This is a genomic window from Lentzea sp. NPDC051208 (assembly GCF_040682435.1).
Lineage (GTDB): Bacteria > Actinomycetota > Actinomycetes > Mycobacteriales > Pseudonocardiaceae > Lentzea > Lentzea kristufekii.
This window is the reverse complement of the sequence record NZ_JBFBAW010000029.1, coordinates 44,210-64,389: the sequence shown is the minus strand read 5'-3', so window position 1 is coordinate 64,389 and position 20,180 is coordinate 44,210. Positions and strand designations below refer to the sequence as shown.

Here is a 20,180-nt window from a genome sequence, read left to right as displayed (position 1 = left end):
AAGGCGATGATCAACTGTCGCGCCGACGTCAACCAGCTGCTGCCGCTGAAGTACCACTGGGCGTGGGAGAAGTACCTGGCCGGCTGCAACAACGCGTGGATGCCGACCGAGGTCTCCATGCAGGCCGACATCGGCCTGTGGAAGTCGAAGAACGGCCTCACCGACGACGAACGACTGATGATCAAGCGCAACCTCGGCTTCTTCGCGACCAGCGAGTCGTTGGTGGCCAACAACATCGTGCTCGCGGTATACCGCCACCTCACGAACCCGGAGTGCCGCCAGTACCTGCTGCGGCAGGCCTTCGAGGAGGCCGTGCACACCCACACGTTCCAGTACATCTGCGAGTCGCTCGGCCTCGACGACGGCGAGCTGTTCAACATGTACCGCGAGATCCCGTCCATCACGGACAAGGCCGCGTGGGCGCTGCAGTTCACGCAGCACCTGGAGGACCCGGAGTTCAGGACCGGCACGCCCGAGACGGACCAGGCGTTCCTCAAGGACCTCGTCGCGTTCTACGTGGTCTTCGAGGGCATGTGGTTCTACACCGGCTTCGCGCAGATCCTGTCGCTCGGCCGCCGCAACAAGATGGTCGGCATCGCCGAGCAGTACCAGTACATCCTGCGCGACGAGTCGATCCACCTGAACTTCGGCATCGACGCGATCAACCAGATCAAGATCGAGAACCCGCACCTGTGGAACGACACGTTCCAGAAGGAGGTGCGGACCATGCTCGCGGAGGGGTGCGAGCTGGAGATCGCCTACGGCCGCGACACCATGCCGAACGGCATCCTGGGCCTCAACGCCGAGCTGTGCGAGCAGTACATGCGGTTCATCACGAACCGCCGGTGCGCACAGCTCGGCCTGGAGCCGGTGTGGGAGCCGGTGGAGAACCCGTTCCCGTGGATGTCGGAGATGATGGACCTGAAGAAGGAGAAGAACTTCTTCGAGACCAGGGTCATCGAGTACCAGAACGGCGGATCACTGGAGTGGTGAGCTGAGCCGCACGGCCTTCGGGAGCCCGGCCCGGTCCGCCACCGGCCACGCCAGCGGATCGGGTCCCAGTTCCACCAGCGCGGCGACCTGCAGACGCGACCACGGGGAGATCTCGCGCGTGCCGTCCAGCACGCTCGCGGCGAACTCGCTCCACGGAACCCGCTCGGTCGAGTCGACCTCGTCGGGGTTGGGGACCGGCTCGTCGTCGGAGAGCACGCGGAACACCGGGCACATCTCGTTCTCGACGACGCCGTCCATCTCCGCGCGGTAGCGGAAGGCCGGCAGCAGCAGTTCGGGCTCGGAGACCTTCATGCCGAGCTCGTCCCGCAGGCGCCGGAGCACGGCCTGGGCCATGTCCTCCTCCGGGAGGGGGTGGCCGCAGCAGGTGTTCGTCCACAGGCCGGGGAAGGTCTTCTTGTGCAGCGCGCGGCGGGTGAGCACGGTGTTGCCCGCCGAGTCGAAGACGTAGCTGGAGAACGCGAGGTGCAGCGGGGTGTCCGCGTGGTGCACCACTGCCTTGTCCTCGACGCCGATGGCCGAACCGTCCTCGGCCAGGAGGACCACCTGTTCCACAGTCACGGACACCACGTAATCACACGCGGGCCAAGATCGGGAACTGCGCGGTCGGGTGAGCTTGAGCGGGGAGATAGCCGGACCATAGGTGTCGCAGGTCACTCTGGGGGCATGACTTCCCCGTTCGCACAGGCTCACACCATGTTCCTGGTGCTGGTCAGCCCGACGGGCCAGTACTCGATCTGGCCCGCGGTGCTGCAGGTGCCCGCCGGCTGGCAGGTCGTCCACGGAGTCGCGTCCAGGCAGTCCTGTGCGGACTACGTGGACGCGCTCCGGTTCGACGTGCCGATGGCGGCTTAGCGAAGTTCCACCACCACTGTCACACCACTAGAGCAGAGCGATGTGCCCGTGCGAAGAGGCACCGCCGTGCTCGTTGTTCCCCGCGTACGAGGCCGTGAAGCCTTGCAGCAGCGTGGAGAGACCGACCAGCAGTGACACTTGCGCGTCACAGGTGGCCTTGCCGTACGCGTTGGTCGTCGCGGTGCAGAGCGGGTTGCCCTTCACCGTGCGGAAGACGACCTGCTGGCCGGCGACCGGCACCCCGGTGTGCTTGTCGGTCAGCGTCGCGTCGAGCGAGCGGACCGTGAAGCCGAGGAGCCGCAACTGCAGCTGGGCGGACCCCGCCACGAGCTTCGACATGGCGGGCGGCACGAAGTTGATCGCGATGCCCACCGGGTGCTGGCCCACGGCGATGGTGCCGGTGACCGTGTTCGACGCGGTGTCGATGATCGACACCGAGTCGCTGTTGAAGTTCGTCACGTAGGCGCTCGCACCGTCCGGCGTGAGGGCCACGCTGATCGGGCGGTCACCGACGAAGATCTTCTGCAGTTCGGTCATCGTCGTGAGGTCCACGACCGACACCGAGTCGAACTCGCTGTTCGTCACGTACGCGCGGGTCCCGGTGGGCGTCAACGCGATGCCGTGCGGCGTGAAGCCGACGGCCGCGGTGCCGACGACGGTGCGCGAGGCGACGTCGATGGCGGAGACGCTGTCCGAACCCTTGTTGACCACGTACATCCGCTTGCCGTCCGGCGAGGCCGCGATGGCGGTCGCCGCGTTGCCGACGGCGATCGTGGCGACGACGGTGTTGGACGTCGTGTCGATGACCGAGACCTTGCCCGGTCCTGGGAGGTCGTGCGTCACGTAGACGGCCGAACCGTCCTTGGTGACGACGACGCCGTCGGCGTTGGAGCCGACCGCGACGGTCGCGGTGACCGTCAGCGTGGCCGTGTCGACCACGGACAACGTGCCGTCCAGGTAGTTCGTGACGTAGACGAAGCCGCCACCGGGGGCGACCGCGACGCCCGCCGGGTGGGTCCCGACGGGAACCGACTTGTCGACCGTGTTGGTCGGCGTGTCGATGACCGTCAGCGTGTTCTGCACGGAGTTCGTCACGTAGCCGCGAGTTCCGTCGAACGCGACCGCCGCCATGTACGGCGAACTGCCACCGCCGTCAGCGATCGTCGTGGACACCGCGTTCGTGGCCGTGTCGATCACCGACACCCCGCCGCCGTTGTTGGCGACGTAACCGAGCACCCGGCCGGCGGGTGCTGCCTGGGCCGGGGTCACCACCAGTGCCGAGGTGACGGCAACCGCCATCACCAGTGGACGCAACCGCATTTTTCACTGCCTCCTGCGCGAGTCATCCCGACCCTTCAGGACATCGCGACCGGATGAGCGGACGTTAGCCTTTTCTCGAACCAGTGATCGGCGTATTCGGCTGCGTTGTACGGCGCGATCTCCACGAACCCGTGCTTGGCGTACAGACTCCTCGCCTCCACGAGGTCTCCGCGGGTGTCCAGCCGCAACGTCGTGATGCCGCGCGCTTTCGCCTCGGCCTCCACGGCGACGAGCAACGCCGACGCGACGCCCTGACCGCGGAACGGCACGCGCACGAACATGCGCGTCAGCTCACCGGCACCGTTGTCCAGGAAGCGCATGCCCAGGCATCCGACATCGTTGCCATCGCGCGACGCCACGAGGAACACCGGCACGTCGTGGTCCTGCTCGTCGCGTTCGTAGGCGTCGATCTCGTCGTCGCTCGCCGGCCGGTCCCAGTAGCGGCTGATCATCTCCGCGTTGTACTCGCGGTTGAGCGGCGACTGCGCGGCATCGGCGGCCGTCACGGTCCAGTTGGTCATGGGACCATCATCGAAAGCCCGTCCACTGTGATTCAGGTCACTGCAACACCGGTACCGCGGAAAGCCAACTGGGGGCGTGATGTTCGCGGAGCTGTTCGACGAGCACGCCCATCCGCTGCACCGGTATCTGGCGCGGCGGGTGGGCGCCGACGTGGCCGACGACCTCGTCAGCGAGACCTTCCTGGCCGCCATGCGCGGCGAGGACGGCTACGACCCCGAGAAGGGCAGTGTGGTCGGCTGGCTCTACGGCATCGCCACGAACCTGTTGCGCGGGCACGCCAAGCGCGAGACCCGCCTGTTGCGCACCGCCGAGCGGTACGGCGTCGACCTCGGTGTCGCCGAGTCGCTGGAGCACACGGTGGTCACCCGCATCGACTCCCGCGCGCACCTGCGCCGGATCGCCCGCGAGCTGGCCCGGATGCCCCAGGCCGATCGCGACCTGGTGCTGCTCGTGTCGCTGGCCGGTCTGAGCGTGCAGGAGACCGCAGAGGCCCTCGACCTCAACCCCGGCACCGCCCGGTCCCGTCTGCACCGCCTGCGCGCGAAGCTGAAGGAAGTGGAACATGCGTGACGTGCTGGACGACGACCTCGCCGAGCTGTACCCGGTCCGGGCGACGGACGACGTGCGGCTGGCCCGGTTGCGCGAACAGCTGTTCGCCGAGAAGCCGCGGTCCCGTTCGCGGCGCTGGGCCGGCATCGCGGCGGCGGCCGTCGCGGTGGTGATGATCACCGGGCTCGTGGTGCTGCTGCGGCCTGTCTCGCGGGACGCTCCCGCGACGCTGCCGGTGAAGCCCGCGGCCTCGTTGCAGGAGGCCGCGACGATGTTGGAGGTGGCGCAGCGGCCTGCGGCGAAGTACCGGCACGTCAAGTACCAGGTCTGGCAGCTCGTCACCGATGCCGAGCCGCCGTTCGACGCGACCTCGGTCAAGTTCGAGTACGACGTGTGGCTGCCCACCGCGCCGGACGAGATGGTGTTGATCTACCGCAGGTTCACCGGCGAGCACCGGGCGGTCACCGGTCCTCAGCGTCCGATCAAGGACATCGGGGAACGGACCAGCGGCACGATCCTGTGGAACTCGTTCTGCTCGGCCACCCCGTGCCAGGAGGAGAGCATCTCGAAGCCGTTGCCCGTCAACGACTGGGAGAAGCTGGAGGCCGCGGCGCAGGCGTTGCTCTCGCCGTTCACCACCACCGAGGAGAAAGCCGGGCTCTACCGCAGGCTCGCCGAGGGCCCCGCGATCCGCTGGGACAACGGGAAGGTGTTCGCCGAAGGCAGCCGGTGGATGTTCCGGGTCGATCCCGCCACGGGTGAGCTGACCGGCATGGACGTGGAGGCGCCGGTCGACGCCAGGCTGCCCGGCGGCACGCTGGCGTTGAGCGTCACGGTCACCTCCGAGTGGACCGATCAGCGGCCGTCGTAGCTCCGCGGCAGGTACCAGGCCAGGGCGGCGCGCAGTTCGGCGACGTCGCGCTCGCGCCGCCTCCTGGTGCGCTCGTGGGCGATCGGGAACACCCGCACACCGCCGTGGTGCGCGCCGAAGAAGCGGCGCGGTGCCGGGTCCTTCAGCCAGACGACGACCCACGGCCGTTTCTTGTGCGGCACGACGCGCACGCGTGCGAGCTCGTACCACCAGTACTGGTGGAACTTGCCGTTGCGCGTCGTGGCGATGCCCTCGCGGCTGATCTCGATCACGACCTTGCGGCGCGCGGCGGCGCTGAAGTACCGCACCGCGCGCACGACGAGCACGCAGAACGCGGCCAGCGCCAGCAGCTGCGTGGCACCGTTCGCCTGTGCGGCGGGGTCGGCGATCGCGGCGGCGAGCAGGGCGACGGCGAGGTTCAGGCCGCCCCACGCCATCGGCACGAACCGCGACGTCGAGAACGTCGCGGCGGCGGGCGTCATCGGGGCGGGCAGCTTGCTGGTCGGCGGCTTCGGCGTGACGACGTGGGACAGCATGCGCGTCACCTCGGCCGGCTCGGGGCGCTTGGCCGGGTCGCGGTGCATGCACTTCTGCACCAGCGGCCGCAGCGGCTTCGGCACGCCGTCGATGTCCGGTTCGCCGTGGGCGGCCTTGTAGAGCAGCGTCGCCGTCGGGCCCTCGCCGAACGGGCCCCTGCCCGTCGCCGCGTAGACCAGCACGGCGCCGAGGGCGAAGACGTCGCTCGGGGCGGCGACGTCCTGGCCGGTGATCTGCTCGGGCGAGAGGAAGCCGGGCGTGCCGAAGACCATGCCGGTCTCCGTCAGCGCCGTGTGCTCCATCGCGCGCGAGATGCCGAAGTCGATGACACGGGGTCCGTCGGCTCCGAGGAGCACGTTGGACGGCTTGAGGTCGCGGTGGACGAGGCCCGCCCGGTGGATGGCGGTGAGCGCCTCGGCCAGTCCTTCGGCGAGACGTCTCAAATGGTGCTCCGGCAACGGACCGTGCCGTTCGATGGCCTCCTGGAGCGTCGGCCCGGGCACGTACTCCGTGGCCATCCACGGACGGGGCGCGCGCGTGTCGGCGTCCACGACCGCCGCCGTGCCGGCGCTGCCGACCGCACGGGCCATCTGCACCTCGCGGCGGAACCGCTCGCGGAAACGCGGGTCGTCGGCGAGCTCGGCGCGGGCGACCTTGACCGCGACCTGACGCCCGTCGCTGCCTTGCCCCAGGTAGACCGTTCCCATGGCACCACGACCAAGCCTGCCCAAGAGCAGGTAGTCCCCAATGCGCTGTGGTTGGTCCACCTTCACCGGATCGAGGGTAGCGGGAAGTCGGGCCGAAACCTCACATCTGAGTAGATCTACGTAGGGTTGTCACCCATGAGTCGGACCCGCTTGTACCGCAACGGCGAACTCGTGGACAGGGACTTCCCCGTCGCCGACGTGGCCGGGCGTCTCGAAGATCACTCCGCTGTCGTGTGGTTCGATTTGTGCGCGCCGTCCGAAGACGAGATAGGTTTGTTGCGCGACGAACTGGGGTTGCACGCGCTCGCGATCGAGGACGCTTTCTCCGAGCGGCAGCGCCCGAAAGTCGACCGCTACCCCACTCACCTGTTCCTTTCCGTGTACGCGGTCCGGTACGACGAGCACGAGATCAAGTCGTGCGAAGTCGACGTGTTCGTGACGCGGAATGCGCTCGTGACGGTGCGCGAGAGTGAGGACTACGCCCTGGAGGGCCTTGAACGGCGGTGGGACAGCGCGCCGCAACTGGCCTCGTCGGGCGTCGGGTTCCTGCTGCACGGGCTGCTCGACGACGTCGCGGACAGCCACTACGCCGCCGCACAGGCGCTCGACGACGACATCGAGGCCCTGGAAGACCACATCTACGAGGAGAAGCCGCACGTCGGGCGCAGGGCGTTGCAGCTCAGGCGTGCCCTGGTGCAGCTCAGGCGTGTCGCGCTGCCGATGCGTGAGGTGCTGGGGTCGCTGTTGCACCGTGAGCACGACCTCGTGGACGACGTGATGACGCCGTACTACCTGGACGTGAAGGACCACACGCTGTTCACGGCCGAGCTGACCGAGTCGATGCGGGAGCTGATCACGAACCTGCGCGAGGCCGAGGTCGCCGTGCAGGGCAACCGGCTCAACTCGATCATGAAGAAGGTCACCAGCTGGGCCGCGATCATCGCGGTGCCGACGGCGATCTCGGGCTACTACGGCATGAACGTCCCGTACCCCGGCTTCGAGCAGGAGTGGGGCGTCTGGGTCTCCACGCTGGGTATCTTCGGCCTCTCCTACGTCCTGTACCTGATGTTCAAGCGCCGCGATTGGTTGTGAGCCACCTGTGAAGATCCACCTGACCCGCCGCGACGAGCTCGCGATCATCACGATCGACGCGCCGCCGCTCAACCTCTACTCCCTCGACCTCGACGCGGAGTTCCACGAGGCCCTGGACGAGCTGGGTGACGCGCGGGCGTTGCTGGTCAACGCCTCGGGCCGGGTCGTGTCGGGCGGCGTGGACGTGTCGCTGTTCGCCCAGCAGGAGTACCGCGAGGAGGCGCAGCAGCTGTTCGACCGCATGATCCTGCTGCCGCAGCGCCTCGCCGCGCTGCCGATCCCGACCGTCTTCGCCGCGCACGCGCTCTGCCTGACCTGGGCCTTCGAGCTGGCGGTGGCGTGCGACCTGATCCTGGCCTCGTCGTCGGCGCGCTTCGGACTGGTCGAGAAGGTCGTGGGCCTGACGCCGACGATGGGCGGCACGCAGCGGCTGGCGGCGCGGGCGGGCGTGGGCCGCGCGAAGGAGTTCGTGATGACCGGCGACCTTTACGACGCGGCGACACTCGAACGGTGGAATGTCGTGAACCGCGTGTTTCCGGACGAAGGCTTCGCGCTCGCGGCCGAACAGTTCGCTTTGTCGCTCGCGGCCGGCCCCACGCGGGCACATTTTGCGACCAAACAGGTGCTCGCGCATTTCGAGAACGGTGGCGTCCCGGAGGCCGACGCTCACGTCACGACGATCGCGTCGGCGTTGTACGAGACCGAGGACCTGCCACGCGCTGTGCACAGCTTCCTCACGGACGGTCCGGGCCGCGCGACTTTCACCGGTCGCTGATCTCACACATCAAGAATTCACATGGCGCAGTGATAAAACCGTGATCTACCAGCTCAACCGGATGAAGCATTCCCTTCGAGGCGGAAGATGATGTTGCGCCACAAGGAGATCCGCTTGACTCCTCCCGTCGTGCCGTGCAGTGTGCTGACCGTTCAACGGCCCTGTACGAACTCCGTCGCACGGGTTTGTACAAATTCCGCACCGGCCGACGACACAATCAGCGAGTTCACGGTCCCCCGTCGTGAACGCGCGTGGAGGTAGAACCAGCCGTGAGACTGAGATTGGCCGTGCTGCTGACCGGTGGTGTCATCGTGCTGGCCGCCTGCTCCCCGACCGAGGCGGCCTCACCGACACCCGTGGCGGACAGCAGCACCAGCGCCAGCTCGACCACCCCCAGCAGTTCCTCCGCCGCCCCGAGCAGTTCGGCGGCACCCAGCTCCACCACGAAGTCCGCCACCAACGGACCCGTGAAGCCCCCGGCGAACAGCCCCGCCCCCTCCGGCTCCCCCGGCTGGAAGCTCACCCAGGGCAACACCGGCCTCGCCGCGCACGGCCTGAACTGCGACTCCCTTCCGCTCTACACCGGCCCCGGCGCCCCCGCCGCCGGCACCGTGATCTCCGGCAAGCGCGTCGAGCAGGCACTGACGCTGTTCGCGGGCAACATCACCGTCGAGAAGTCCTGCATCCGCCCGAAGAGCCTCGGTGAGACGGCTCCGCTGATCACGACGAACGGCCCGTGCGGCAGCAACTCCTGCCAGGTCACCGGCGCGCCGGTGACCATCCGCGACTCGAACATCGACGGCTCCGCCCTGCCGGCCAAGACCATCGCGGGCTCCTGCGCGTTCCTCGGCGTCGGCACCCTGCAGCGCAACTACATCAGCGGCATGGGCTCCGGCATCTGCTTCTACAACACCGGCGCCACCCTGAGCGGTCTGGCCGAGGGCAACTACGTCCGCGGCCTGCGCTCGGACGGCGAGTCGCACAACGACGGCGCCACCGTCCGCGACTTCCCGCTGGACAAGAACGCGGGCCGCACCCTGACGTTCCGCAACAACCGCATCGACTGCTCCACCGGCAACGACACCGGTGCCCTGTTCATCCAGACCTACGGCGGCGACATCGACAACGTCACCGTCGAGGGCAACCTCCTGGAGGGCGGCGGCTACCAGCTGGGCCTGGAGGCCGGCTTCGACAACCTCTACGGCCGCAACATGAAGTCCATCAACAACCGCTTCAGCGGCACCGGGTGGGGCGCGGCCTACGTGAGCCAGAAGGGCGCTGCCCACAAGTGGGCGGTGTGGCAGGACAACTTCCTGCACGACGCGGGCGCACCGGACGCCAAGGGCAAGCCCGCGCCCACTCCGTAGTCGCCTGTGACCGCCTGCGCCACCGAGCCCCCGCCGACAGCGCAGGCGGTGCGCGGGCTCAGTCAGGCGGTGCCGCGGAACGGCGCTCGGCCTGGGCAACGCGTTCCTCGATGACCCGGATGCGGTCGTAGAGATCGACCAGGGTCACGCCGTCGGCCACCACGCCGGGGCGCTGCCAGTGCCTTCGCACGAAGTCCTCCCGGCTCTCCTGCGGCGACTGCTGGAACCCGGAAAAAGGTCCGGCACCGGGTGCCGTCCCCGGCGTGGGTGCGCCCAGCTGCACGAACAAGCCCTTCTGCAGCTTCGTCACGACGATCCCGACGACCACGATCACCACGAGGACGGTGAGGGGTATCAGCAAAGCCCAAGCGCCCGACATGAGAACCCCCTGATCCTTCGACAGCGGAGATCGACCCTACCGGCCGCGGCACCCGCTCAGCCGTTGTCGCGGAACTTCAGCCACCGTCCGCTGAGCGAGTCCCAGATCTCCTGGTACCGCTCGAACATCTCCCGCACCCGCTCCGGATCCACCTCGTCGGCCGGGGTGGACGCCACGTAGTAGGCGAGGTCGTCCTCCAGCCGGTGGAACTTGTAGCTGGCCTCCTCCATCAGCACCCACAGCGAGCGCCACGCGAAGAACGGCTCCAAAGCGGACACCACGGTCACCACCGCGATCAGCGAGAACGCCGTTCCCGTCCAGGGGTCGAGGTTCTGCAGCCCGAGGATGATCGTCGACACCGCCGAAAGCACCAAAGTGGTCAGTCGGACAGTTACGGACTTCCACCTGAACCGCTGCTTGCGCGCGCGGGCGTACGCGTGCCCGCGTTCGATCTGTCCGCGCAGGTGTTGTGCGAGTTCGTGCGGCTTCAGGCCAGACGGCAAGTCGGTCACCGGAAAGACAATAGTTTCGAGGTAACTTCCCCGCGTGCAGTTCGATGGACCGAGAACCTTGATGGCCGTCCACGCTCACCCCGACGACGAGTCGCGGTCGACCGGAGGAATCCTGGCCCACTACGCCCGTCAGGGCGTGCGGATCGTCCTCGTCACGTGCACGAGCGGCGAGCTGGGCGACATGCCCGGTGGCATCAAGCCCGGCGAGCTGAACCACCACCCGCAGGTGGTGGCGGCGCGGCGCAGGGCGCAGCTCAACGCGGCGTGCGACGTGCTCGGCATCACAGACCTGGAACTGTTGGGGTATCACGACTCCGGCGAGACGGGCGAGGTTCCGCCGGGCGCCTTCTGCTCCATCCCCGTCGAGACCGCCGCGGGGCGGCTGGCCGCTCTGATCGAGCACTTCCGGCCGCAGGTCGTCGTCACGCACGACCACCACAACCCGCACCAGCACCGCGACCACGTCCACGCCGCCCGGGTCGCGCAGCACGCGGTGAAGGAGACCGGGATCCCGGCGAAGCTGTACCTGGAAGCCCACGACAGCCTGGCGACGACCACGGTCGACACCTCAGGCGTGGCCGACCTGAAGCGCAAAGCGTTGCACTGCTACGAAAGCCAGTCGCTCATCGGGAAGCTGACGGCGCAGCAGCGGTTCGCGGCGGAGTCCTACATCCGTGCGATCGACACCACGAACGCGCCGCTGCCGGAGACCGATCTGTTCGCCGGCATCACCCACCACGGGCCGGATCTGCCGCGCTGGTGAGCAAAGGGGCGTTCGCCGTCCACGGCGAACGCCCCCGGGAAGAACAGTCTCGAAAGGACTAGTGCTGTGACTTGGAAGGTTGCCGGGGGAATTCGCGGTCAGACGGGTGCATCGTGGTGCCGCCCCCACGTCCTCGTACTGGACGTATGGGGGCGTGGGGGCGGTGCCGCGAGGCGCCCTGCTGAGCGTGGATCACCTCGCCAAGCTTCCGAGTCACGCCGCTAGCGACGGCCGAGCGACGTGCAGGTCAGGCCGGCGCGGCGGAGGACGTCCGGGTCCAGGAGGTTCCGGGTGTCGACGACCACGGGCTGCCGCACGGTCTCGGCCAGGCGCGCCCAGTCGAGTGAGCGGAACTCCGGCCACTCGGTCAGCACGACGAGGGCGTCGACGTCCTTGGCCGCCTGGTACGGATCGTCCACAACGGACACCGGACCGAGGTCGGTGCCGCCGGTGAGCGCCGGGTCGTAGCCGACGAGCTCGGCGCCCGCCTGCTTCAGCAGAGCGGCCACCGCGAGGGCCGGCGAGTCGCGCAGGTCGTCCGTGCCCGCCTTGAACGTCAGGCCCAGCAGGCCCAGGCGCACGTGGGACAGCGAGCCGCCGCGCTTGCCGGTGACGGCCAGACGGACCTTCTCGACCATCCGCTGGCGCTGGCGCTCGTTGGTGTCGATCGTGGCGCGCAGCAGGCGGAACTCGAAGTCGGCGGCGTCCGCCACCTGGAGCATCGCGTGCGTGTCCTTGGGCAGGCACGAGCCGCCCCAGCCGGGGCCGGGGTTCAGGAACGCCTGGCCGATGCGCTTGTCGTAGCCCATCCCCTCGGTCACGTCGGTGATGTTCGCGCCGAGGCGCTCGCACAGCTCCGCGACCGCGTTGACGTACGAGAGCTTCATCGCGAGGAAGCAGTTCGCCGCGTACTTGACCATCTCGGCGGAGGCGGCGTCGGTCAGCACCGTGGGCGCGCCGAGGCGGGCGTACAGGGCGGCGACGCGTTCGGCCGCGTCCTGCTGGTCGCAGCCGACGACGATGCGGTCCGGGTTCAGGAAGTCGTGCACGGCCGAGCCCTCGCGCAGGAACTCCGGGTTCGAGACGACGGCGACGTCGTCACGGCGCAGCAGCTCGGCGGTGCGGATCGAGGTGCCCACCGGCACGGTGGACTTGTTGACGATCACGGTGCCGGACGGCAGCAGGTCGCGCGTCTCGTCCACAACGGACTCGACGGCCGCGAGGTCCGCGATGCCGCCGACGCCCATGGGCGTGGGCACGCACAGGAAGACGACCTCGGCGTCGGCCACCGCGGCGGACGCGCCGAGGACGAACGACAGACGACCGGAGGCCAAACCCTCGGCGACCAGTTCGGCGAGGCGCGGTTCGAGGATGTCGACCTCGCCGCGCGAGAGGCGCTCGACCTTGGCCGCGTCGACGTCCGCGCACACCACGCGGTGGCCCAGCGAGGCGAGGCAGGCACCGGTGGTCAGACCGACGTAGCCGGTGCCGACGACAGCGATCCTTCTGACGAACATCATTCTCCCGTTCGGGTCACGGCGAACGCGCGGAGCACGGCGTCGTCGCTCACGTCGATCAACTTGTTGCCCCACTGGTCGGTGCCGGCACCGAGCTCGGGCCTGCCGTCGGGGAACGGGCCGCGAGAGGCGAAACCGGTGAGCCCGTCGAACACCGCCACGTAGTTCTCGGCCTGCGGCCGCCAGTCCAGCTCCGCCTCGCAGCGGCGCCGGCCCTCGAAGCCGAGGCGCGCGCGGCGTTCGGCGTCGTCGAGCAGGTCGAGCAGCGACGTGGTGAACGCCTCGACGTCACCCGGCTCGACGAACACGGCGCACTCGCCCGCGGACACCACGGTCTCCTGCAACCGGTACGTGACGACCGGCAGCGCGTAGGCCATGTACTCCATGGTCTTGTTCATAGTGGACACGTCGTTCAAAGGCGACAACGGATCCGGGCCGAGACCGACCGACGAGGTCGACAGGTAACGGGAGATCTGTTCGGGCCCAACCCGTCCCGTGAACTCGACGTACTGATCGAGCCTCCAGGCCGTGGCCTGCTTCTTCAGGTCTTCGAGGCAGTCTCCGAAGCCCAGCAGCGCGAACCTGACATCGGTTCGGCCGTGGTCGAGAACCACTCTCCGTGCGACTTCCAGGACCCCGTCGACGCCGTCCTGCGGTCCCATGATTCCGAGATACGCCACCAGATGTTTGCCGCCGCGTCGGAGTTCGTCCACGCCCTCGACAGGCCGCATCACGGTGGTGTCCGGGCCGGAGCGCACGACGGTGGTGTGCTCGGGCGGCACGTCGCCACGCGTCCACGCGATCTTCTGGTACGAGGTGTTGGTCGACGTCACCCGGTGAGCCGTGCGGAACGTGCGGCGCTCCAGCCACTTCAGGATCCGGTACTGCGCCTTGCCCGCGACGCCCTTGGGCTCGCCGAAGCGCGACAGGAAGACCTCGGGGTTCAGGTCGTGGTGGTCGAAGACGAACTTCACGCCACCGAGCCGCCACAGCAGAGCCAACGCCCAGTACGTGTCCGGCGGGTTGCACGCCTGCATGACGTCGAACCGCCTGCGGCCACGCACCTTCACGCTCAGCAACGCCGTGCGCACCCAGCAGTACAGGAACTCCCACGCATAGCCCAGTGCGCCCTCGGCCTGGGGCGGCGGAGCGTACTTGTAGATGTGCACCCCGTCGAGCAGTTGGTAAGCGGGATCACCCGGACCCTTGGGGCAGATCACCGAAACCTCGTACCCGGCGTTGGTCAGGGCACGGCATTCCAGCCACACCCGGCGGTCCAGCGGTACGGGGAGGTTCTGCACGATGATCAACACGTGAGGCGATGACGTCACGCTCTGGTTCTCGTTTTGGAGGGCAAAACGGTTACACATGGGGCGAATCTCGTAACGGAGGTTGCAAAGCACTCGATGTAGCGCGCAGAGACCCAAATGCGAGGAGCGGTTGTGGAGCGGTCACCTGTCGCGGTGGTCATCGTCACTTACCAGAGCGAACAGGTCATCGCGGGATGCCTGGACTCGTTGCCCGGCGACGTCAGGGTGATCGTCGTCGACAACGCCTCGACCGACGGCACTGTGGCGGCCGCCACCCGACCCGGCGTGGAAATCGTGCGCAGCCCGGTCAACGGCGGTTACGCCGCCGGCGTGAATCTGGGCATCAAAGCCGCCGAAGGCCACGACGTCCTGATCCTGAACGCCGACATCCGGCTGCACCCAGGAGCCGTGGAATCACTCCGCGCCGCGGGCAAGCCGATCGTCGCGCCCCGTCTGGTCGACGAGAGCGGCGCGCTTTCCTACTCACTGCGCCGCAAGCCCACCGCCACCGGCGCCCTCGCGGAAGCCGTCATCGGTGGGACCAGGGCCGGCAGGATCGGCCTCGGCGAGACCGTCACCGACGCGAAGGCGTACCAGGGCGCACACGCCGCCGACTGGGCCACTGGCTGCGCGTGGCTGGTCAAGCGCGAAGTCATCGAGAAGCACGGCCTTTTGGACGAACGCTATTTCCTCTATTCGGAGGAAACCGAGTACATGTTGCGCGCCGGTGGCGTCTGGTTCGAACCGCGCGCGGTGGTCACGCACATCGGCGGCGAGGTCTCCACGAACGCGCGGCTGTGGTCGATGCTCACGTCGAACAAGGTCCGCCTGCACCGCGAACTGCACGGGCGTTTCGCCGCATTTTTCATGTGGTTCGCCATGGTCGTGAACGAAGGGCTTCGCGCGCGTTCGCCGAAGCACCGCACCGCGTTGAAGGGGCTTTTCCGCATGCGCCGCTGGCCGGAGGAAGTGGCCTCCGAGGGCCCGAGCTACCTGTGCTTCTCCGCGCAGGACTGGTGGTACCACAACCGCGCCCACTCGGACTTCCAGCTGCTGCGCCGCGTCGCCAAGCACCGCAAGGTGTTGCTGGTCAACAGCATCGGCCTGCGGATGCCGTCGCCCGGCAAGAGCACGCAGTTCCTGCGCCGGATCTTCCGCAAGGCGATGAGCGTCGCGAAGCTCGTGCGCCAGCCGATCGAGGACACGCCGAACTTCTACGTAATGACGCCCGCTCCCCTGCCGTTCTACGGCAAGCCGTGGCTGCGCAAGCTGAACTCCGTGCTGGTCCGCACCCAGGTGAAAGCGGTCTGCTTCTTCCTGCGGATGGGCACGCCGGTCGTCGTCGCCACGATCCCCACCGCGTGGGACGTCGTGAAGCCCATGAAGACCAAGGGCCTGATCTTCAACCGCTCCGACCGGCACTCGGCGTTCCCCGAGGCCGACCAGGGCACGATCGCCGCGCTGGAGAACCAGCTGCTGTCCAATTCGGACACCGTGCTGTACGTGAGCCGCGCTCTCCAGGAAGAGGAATCCGCGCTGACGGGCGACCGCGCGCACTTCCTCGACCACGGCGTGGACGTCGACCACTTCACCCGCCGCACCGAACTCCCCGCGGACATCGCGAGCATCGCGGGCCCGCGCATCGGGTTCTTCGGCAGCCTCGACGACTACCTCGTCGACTTCGACCTGATCGAGAAGGTCGCGCAGGAGTTCCCCGAGGCGTCGGTCGTGCTGATCGGCGACGCGACCTGCTCGATGGAGCGCTACGACTCCTACCCCAACGTGCACTGGCTGGACTTCCGGTCCTACGACCAGATCCCCGGCTACGGCTCGGGCTTCGACGTGGCGCTGATGCCGTGGCTGGACAACGACTGGATCAAGCACGCCAACCCGATCAAGATGAAGGAGTACCTGGCCCTGGGCCTGGCCGTCGTGTCGACGGACTTCCCCGAGGTCGAGCGCTACGGCGACGTCATCCGGATCGCCAAGGGCGAGGCCGACTTCATCGACCAGATCCGGCTCACGCTCAAGGACGGCGGCCTGAAGACTCCCGCCGAACGCCGTGCGGCCGTGCTGGCCTCGTCCTGGGACTCCCGGGCCCGTGAGCTCATGCAGATCGCCGAAAAGTCCTCTTCCGGGGAGCGCTAGGACATGTGCGGTATCGCAGGCATCAGACGGTTCGACGGCGCGCCCGTCTCACGCGAGGTCCTCGCCGAGATGGCGAAGCGGCTGCACCACCGCGGCCCCGACGACAGCGGGTTCTTCTCCGACGGCTCGATCGGCTTCGCGCACACCCGGCTGTCGATCATCGACCTGGCCGGGTCGCCGCAGCCGATGGCGGGGGCGTCCGGCACGACGACGATCGCGTTCAACGGCGAGATCCTGAACTACCGGCAGCTGCGCACGGAGCTGCCCTACCCGTTCCGCACGAACGGCGACACCGAGGTCCTGCTGGCGCTGTACGAGCAGCACGGGCCGTCCGCGGTCGCCAAGCTGCGCGGCCAGTTCGCCTACGCGATCCACGACGCCCACACCCGCGAAACGCACCTGTTCCGCGACCGGCTCGGCATCCTGCCGCTGTACTACTACGCGGATTCGGCGATGTTCGCGTTCGCGTCCGAGATCAAGGCGCTGCTGCCCGCGATCGGCACCGCAGCGGTCGACCACGAGTCGCTGCACGACTACCTGGCGCACCGTTCGGTGCCCGCGCCGCACACGCTGGTCAGAGGCGTCCGGAAGGTGCCGCAGGGCCACCACCTGGTCGTGACGGCCAAGGGCCAGGTGCGGACCGAGCCGTACTGGGAGCTGCCGCGCGAGTCGGAGATCAGGCAGGTCACGCCCGAGGAGGCCGTCCGGCTGGTCGACGAGGCGCTGACCGCCTCCGTGCGCGACGCCCTGGTCGCGGACGTACCCGTCGGCGCTTACCTGTCCGGCGGTGTCGACTCGTCGCTCATCACCGCCCTGGTGGCGCGAGAACGCGGTGACGCCGAGCTGCACACGTTCTCCGCGGGCTTCGGCGACCCTCGCGTCGACGAGATCCACCACGCCGAGAAGGTCGCGGGGCTCGTCGGCAGCCGGCACCACAACGTCATCGTCACGGCCGACGACTTCCGCGACAGCTGGGCCAAGCTCTCCTGGCACCGCGACGCGCCGCTGTCCGAACCCGCCGACGTGGCGGTGTTCCGGCTGGCCGAGCTCGCTCGCAGGGACGTGAAGGTCGTGCTGTCCGGAGAGGGCAGCGACGAGCTGTTCGGCGGCTACCCGAAGTACCGCTTCGCCCAGGCCACCCGCCTCGCCGGCATCGCGCCGTCGTTCGCGTTGAAGCGCCTGGAGAAGGCCCTGCCCGCCTCCAAGGCACGGCTGGGCGTCGCTCTGCGCGCCATCTCCGAACCCTCCTACGCCGAACGGATGCGCGGCTGGTTCGCCCCGTTCACCGTGTCCGAACGGGCAGCGCTGCTCGGCGGGCCGGCGACGAGGTCGGTGCTGGCGCCGTACGAGAACGGGCGCGGGGACGCGTTGCGGCGCATGCTCTACGCCGACTCGCACACCTGGCTCGCCGACAACCTCCTCGAACGCGGCGACCGCATGTCGATGGCCGCCTCCCTGGAACTCCGCCCGCCGTTCCTCGACCACCGCGTGGCCGAGCTGGCGTTCTCGCTGCCCAGCAACGTGAAGGTCCGCGGCGGCACGACCAAGTGGGTCGTGAAGGAGGTGGCGCGCCAGCACCTGCCGACAGACATCGTCGACCGCCCCAAGTCGGGCTTCAAGGTGCCGCTCGACGCCTGGTTCCGCGACGGCCTGCGGGACATGGCCTACGACCTGCTGACCGGGCCCACGTCGTTCGTGGGCAAGACCTTCGACCGGGCGGCAGTGCGCTCGTTGCTCGACGACCACGACTCGGGTGACCGCAACGAGCAGCCGCGCATCTGGACGCTGCTGTCTCTAGAGGTGTGGCACCAAACGCTCAGCTGGTAGGACGGTCCATGAACAGGGATTTCGTTGCCGGGGCGGGTGGGTGACCCTTGTACGTCGCCTCCTCCCGCCCGTCCAAGACCGACTTCCGCAAGCGGTTGCCGGGCACGGTCTTCGCGCTCGGCACGGTCAGCCTGCTGACCGACGTCTCCGCGGAGATGATCACCGCCTTCCTGCCGGTGTACCTGCTGTTCACGCTGAACCTGGGCTACGCGCAGTTCGGCCTGCTGGACGGCATCTACACGGGTGCCACGGCGGTGCTGCGCCTGGTAGGCGGCACCGTCTCCGACAAGTTCCGCAGGCCCAAGGCCGTCGCCGCGGCCGGGTACGGGCTGTCGGCCGCGACCAAGGTGTTCTTCCCGCTGGTCGGCGCCTCGCCGTTCGGCATCGGCGCGCTGATGGCGGCCGACCGGGCGGGCAAGGGCATCCGGACCGCGCCGCGGGACGCGATGATCTCCCTGGCCACGCCCGAGGACCGGCTCGGGGCCGCGTTCGGCGTGCACCGGAGCATGGACACGTTCGGCGCGCTGCTGGGCCCGCTCATCACGTTCCTGCTGCTCTTCCAGATCGGGACCGTGCCGGGGCCGATCTTCGCGGTGTCGGCGGCATTCGCGGTCATCGGGTTGATCGTGCTCATCGCGTTCGTGCGGGACACGCCCACCGACAAGTTGCCGAAGGGGCCACGGCCCTCGTTCCGGGCCGGGCTGAACCTGCTCACCGACAAGCACTTCCGGCGGACCACCATCTCCGCCGGGATGCTGGGGCTCGCGACCGTGTCGGACGCGTTCGTCTACGTGCTGGTGCAGAAGGCCACGAACATCCCGCTCGGCTGGCTGCCGCTGCTGCCGCTCGGCACCGCGATCGTCTTCCTCGTCGCCGCCGCGCCGCTCGGCAAGCTGTCGGACAGGGTGGGCCGCTGGCGGATGTTCCTCGCCGGCCACGCGCTGCTGCTCGGCGTGTACGCGCTGCTGTTCATCCCCGAAGGCGGGATGGGGGTCGCGATCGCGGCGCTGCTGCTGCACGGCCTGTTCTACGCGGCGACCGACGGCGTGCTGTCGGCCAAAGTGAGCGAGACGGCACCGGAGTCGCTGCGCGCATCGGGGATTTCAGTGGTGCAGACCGGGCAGGCGCTGGGCCGTTTGGTCTCGTCCGTCGCCTTTGGACTGCTGCTGCAGTTCTCCAGCTTCGGGACGAGCATCACGGTGGCGCTGGCAGCACTCACCGTGACGCTCATCGCCGCATACGGAATCAACCGCGAGCAGCCAGCTTCTGCTTGATCTTCTCGAATCCGCCCCTGCCGAGGACCTTCATGGCCGCGTTCTTCGCGGCCACCCGCCCCGAGTCGCGCATGAAGCGGATCGGCTGATCGACCAGGCGGTCCTGCGCGACGGCCAGCGAACCCGGCTCGGGCACGTCGTCCAGCAAGTCCCCGAACGACGCCTTGTAGGGCTCGGGCGAGACGAGCCGGCCGCGTGTGCGGTTCGACACGTTGCCGCCGTGCACGACCTGCAGCCAGCCCGGCGCTCCACCCAGCTCGACCACGGGGAAGTGCAGGTGCATGTGGTTGTGCCAGTGCGCCCAGCACGTCACCGGCGCGTCCCAGGACTCGCGGACCGAGACGAACGCGTTGTGCCGGTCGACCCGGTGATACAGCCCGCCAGGAGACTTGATCAGGCCGTTGACCAGGTAGTACGCCGCCGTGGTCGTGGGACGGGGAGCCGCGCAGAGGCGTTCCACGAAGTCGGCCGCGAGGCCGTCGTCGTTGTCCAGGTTCGTGGTGATCAGCTCGGAACCGGTCTGGGAGAAAAGCGACCGGATGTCCGACCTCAGTTCTTCCCGAGACACTTCCGGACGGTAAACGGCCGTGTACGCGTCACCGTGTGAGGCGATTCTGTCTTTGAGCCATTTCGGTGATTCGGGGTCGAAATAGATGAGCCAACGCGTCCGTTCGTCCGTCTGCGCGAGCACCGATGGCAGGCAGTAGCGCTCGAACAGCGCAACGCGTTCGGTCAGCCATCCTTCCTTTGCCCGGACGTAACTTTCAGCACCTTTCGAAGGCAGGTTGAAGCGCGTCAGGATGACGTGGTCGGCCATGACTCCCCTTACTCCGGTCATCGCCTA

General features: G+C 68.4%; 21 protein-coding genes. 11 read left to right on the top strand and 10 right to left on the bottom strand.

Going from position 1 to position 20,180, the window contains the following annotated elements:
• The first annotated feature begins 6 nt into the window (after positions 1-6).
• Positions 7-993 carry a ribonucleotide-diphosphate reductase subunit beta gene (locus AB0M48_RS41895; RefSeq protein WP_363853814.1) on the top strand — a complete coding sequence of 329 codons (987 nt, stop codon included), beginning with the start codon at positions 7-9 and terminating at the stop codon, positions 991-993.
• Here AB0M48_RS41895 and idi read toward each other — a convergent pair.
• The gene (idi, locus tag AB0M48_RS41890) at positions 979-1,566 is read right to left on the bottom strand and encodes an isopentenyl-diphosphate Delta-isomerase (RefSeq protein ID WP_363853811.1); all 588 of its coding nucleotides are present in this window, start codon (positions 1,564-1,566) and stop codon (positions 979-981) included. The genes AB0M48_RS41895 and idi overlap by 15 nt on opposite strands.
• A 111-nt stretch (positions 1,567-1,677) precedes the next feature.
• Here idi and AB0M48_RS41885 point away from each other — a divergent pair, with 111 nt between their 5' ends.
• Entirely contained in the window at positions 1,678-1,866 is a 189-nt protein-coding gene (locus tag AB0M48_RS41885) for an MbtH family protein (RefSeq protein WP_030475476.1), read from the top strand.
• A 27-nt stretch (positions 1,867-1,893) separates the two neighbouring features.
• On the opposite strand, the gene AB0M48_RS41880 is transcribed toward AB0M48_RS41885, so the two are convergent.
• Positions 1,894-3,186: a YncE family protein gene (locus AB0M48_RS41880; RefSeq protein WP_363853759.1), complete on the bottom strand. Its 1,293-nt coding sequence runs from the start codon at positions 3,184-3,186 to the stop codon at positions 1,894-1,896.
• Positions 3,187-3,221: 35 nt separating this feature from the next.
• Entirely contained in the window at positions 3,222-3,707 is a 486-nt protein-coding gene (locus AB0M48_RS41875) for a GNAT family N-acetyltransferase (RefSeq protein WP_363853756.1), read from the bottom strand.
• A 79-nt stretch (positions 3,708-3,786) separates the two neighbouring features.
• Between AB0M48_RS41875 and AB0M48_RS41870 the strand changes: the two genes are divergently transcribed.
• Both AB0M48_RS41870 and AB0M48_RS41865 read left to right on the top strand, forming a co-directional pair.
• Positions 3,787-4,278 carry a sigma-70 family RNA polymerase sigma factor gene (locus AB0M48_RS41870; RefSeq protein ID WP_363853753.1) on the top strand — a complete coding sequence of 164 codons (492 nt, stop codon included), beginning with the start codon at positions 3,787-3,789 and terminating at the stop codon, positions 4,276-4,278.
• Positions 4,271-5,128: a hypothetical protein gene (locus tag AB0M48_RS41865; RefSeq protein ID WP_363853751.1), complete on the top strand. Its 858-nt coding sequence runs from the start codon at positions 4,271-4,273 to the stop codon at positions 5,126-5,128. The genes AB0M48_RS41870 and AB0M48_RS41865 overlap by 8 nt, the downstream gene beginning before the upstream one ends.
• Here the strand turns inward: AB0M48_RS41865 and AB0M48_RS41860 are convergent.
• Positions 5,113-6,438 (bottom strand): serine/threonine-protein kinase, encoded by a 1,326-nt coding sequence (locus AB0M48_RS41860; protein ID WP_363853749.1) that lies wholly within the window; start codon positions 6,436-6,438, stop codon positions 5,113-5,115. The two genes, AB0M48_RS41865 and AB0M48_RS41860, sit on opposite strands and share 16 nt — an antisense overlap.
• A 69-nt stretch (positions 6,439-6,507) precedes the next feature.
• On the opposite strand from AB0M48_RS41860, the gene AB0M48_RS41855 reads away from it, so the two are divergent.
• Together AB0M48_RS41855 and AB0M48_RS41850 are read left to right on the top strand one after the other, a co-directional pair.
• The gene (locus AB0M48_RS41855) at positions 6,508-7,464 is read left to right on the top strand and encodes a magnesium transporter CorA family protein (RefSeq protein WP_363853746.1); all 957 of its coding nucleotides are present in this window, start codon (positions 6,508-6,510) and stop codon (positions 7,462-7,464) included.
• 7 nt (positions 7,465-7,471) lie between these two features.
• Complete coding sequence (locus AB0M48_RS41850) at positions 7,472-8,239, top strand: enoyl-CoA hydratase/isomerase family protein (RefSeq protein ID WP_363853743.1); 768 nt, start codon at positions 7,472-7,474, stop codon at positions 8,237-8,239.
• A 226-nt stretch (positions 8,240-8,465) separates the two neighbouring features.
• Here AB0M48_RS41850 and AB0M48_RS41845 read toward each other — a convergent pair whose 3' ends face one another.
• Complete coding sequence (locus tag AB0M48_RS41845; RefSeq protein ID WP_363853741.1) at positions 8,466-8,696, bottom strand: hypothetical protein; 231 nt, start codon at positions 8,694-8,696, stop codon at positions 8,466-8,468.
• Positions 8,697-8,706: 10 nt separating this feature from the next.
• Here AB0M48_RS41845 and AB0M48_RS41840 point away from each other — a divergent pair, with 10 nt between their 5' ends.
• Positions 8,707-9,606 (top strand): hypothetical protein, encoded by a 900-nt coding sequence (locus AB0M48_RS41840; protein ID WP_363853738.1) that lies wholly within the window; start codon positions 8,707-8,709, stop codon positions 9,604-9,606.
• A 58-nt stretch (positions 9,607-9,664) separates the two neighbouring features.
• Here AB0M48_RS41840 and AB0M48_RS41835 read toward each other — a convergent pair whose 3' ends face one another.
• Together AB0M48_RS41835 and AB0M48_RS41830 are read right to left on the bottom strand one after the other, a co-directional pair.
• Positions 9,665-9,985, bottom strand: a complete 321-nt coding sequence (locus tag AB0M48_RS41835) for a hypothetical protein (protein WP_363853736.1) — start codon at positions 9,983-9,985, stop codon at positions 9,665-9,667.
• A gap of 56 nt (positions 9,986-10,041) precedes the next feature.
• Positions 10,042-10,497 (bottom strand): SLATT domain-containing protein, encoded by a 456-nt coding sequence (locus tag AB0M48_RS41830; protein ID WP_363853733.1) that lies wholly within the window; start codon positions 10,495-10,497, stop codon positions 10,042-10,044.
• A gap of 34 nt (positions 10,498-10,531) precedes the next feature.
• On the opposite strand from AB0M48_RS41830, the gene AB0M48_RS41825 reads away from it, so the two are divergent.
• Positions 10,532-11,260: a PIG-L deacetylase family protein gene (locus AB0M48_RS41825; RefSeq protein ID WP_363853730.1), complete on the top strand. Its 729-nt coding sequence runs from the start codon at positions 10,532-10,534 to the stop codon at positions 11,258-11,260.
• A gap of 221 nt (positions 11,261-11,481) precedes the next feature.
• On the opposite strand, the gene AB0M48_RS41820 is transcribed toward AB0M48_RS41825, so the two are convergent.
• Complete coding sequence (locus tag AB0M48_RS41820; protein ID WP_363853727.1) at positions 11,482-12,777, bottom strand: UDP-glucose/GDP-mannose dehydrogenase family protein; 1,296 nt, start codon at positions 12,775-12,777, stop codon at positions 11,482-11,484.
• Complete coding sequence (locus AB0M48_RS41815) at positions 12,777-14,108, bottom strand: glycosyltransferase family 4 protein (RefSeq protein WP_363853724.1); 1,332 nt, start codon at positions 14,106-14,108, stop codon at positions 12,777-12,779. Before AB0M48_RS41815 ends, AB0M48_RS41820 begins: the two co-directional genes overlap by 1 nt.
• 111 nt (positions 14,109-14,219) lie before the next feature.
• On the opposite strand from AB0M48_RS41815, the gene AB0M48_RS41810 reads away from it, so the two are divergent.
• The 3 genes from AB0M48_RS41810 to AB0M48_RS41800 are packed head-to-tail and all read left to right on the top strand — an operon-like array spanning position 14,220 to position 19,336.
• A complete protein-coding gene (locus AB0M48_RS41810) occupies positions 14,220-16,235 on the top strand; it encodes a glycosyltransferase (RefSeq protein WP_363853721.1) in 2,016 nt (671 codons plus the stop codon).
• A gap of 3 nt (positions 16,236-16,238) precedes the next feature.
• Entirely contained in the window at positions 16,239-18,062 is a 1,824-nt protein-coding gene (gene asnB, locus AB0M48_RS41805) for an asparagine synthase (glutamine-hydrolyzing) (protein ID WP_363853718.1), read from the top strand.
• 47 nt (positions 18,063-18,109) lie between these two features.
• Complete coding sequence (locus tag AB0M48_RS41800; RefSeq protein ID WP_363853715.1) at positions 18,110-19,336, top strand: MFS transporter; 1,227 nt, start codon at positions 18,110-18,112, stop codon at positions 19,334-19,336.
• Here the strand turns inward: AB0M48_RS41800 and AB0M48_RS41795 are convergent.
• Complete coding sequence (locus AB0M48_RS41795) at positions 19,308-20,153, bottom strand: glycosyltransferase (protein WP_363853712.1); 846 nt, start codon at positions 20,151-20,153, stop codon at positions 19,308-19,310. The genes AB0M48_RS41800 and AB0M48_RS41795 overlap by 29 nt on opposite strands.
• Positions 20,154-20,180 lie beyond the last annotated feature (27 nt).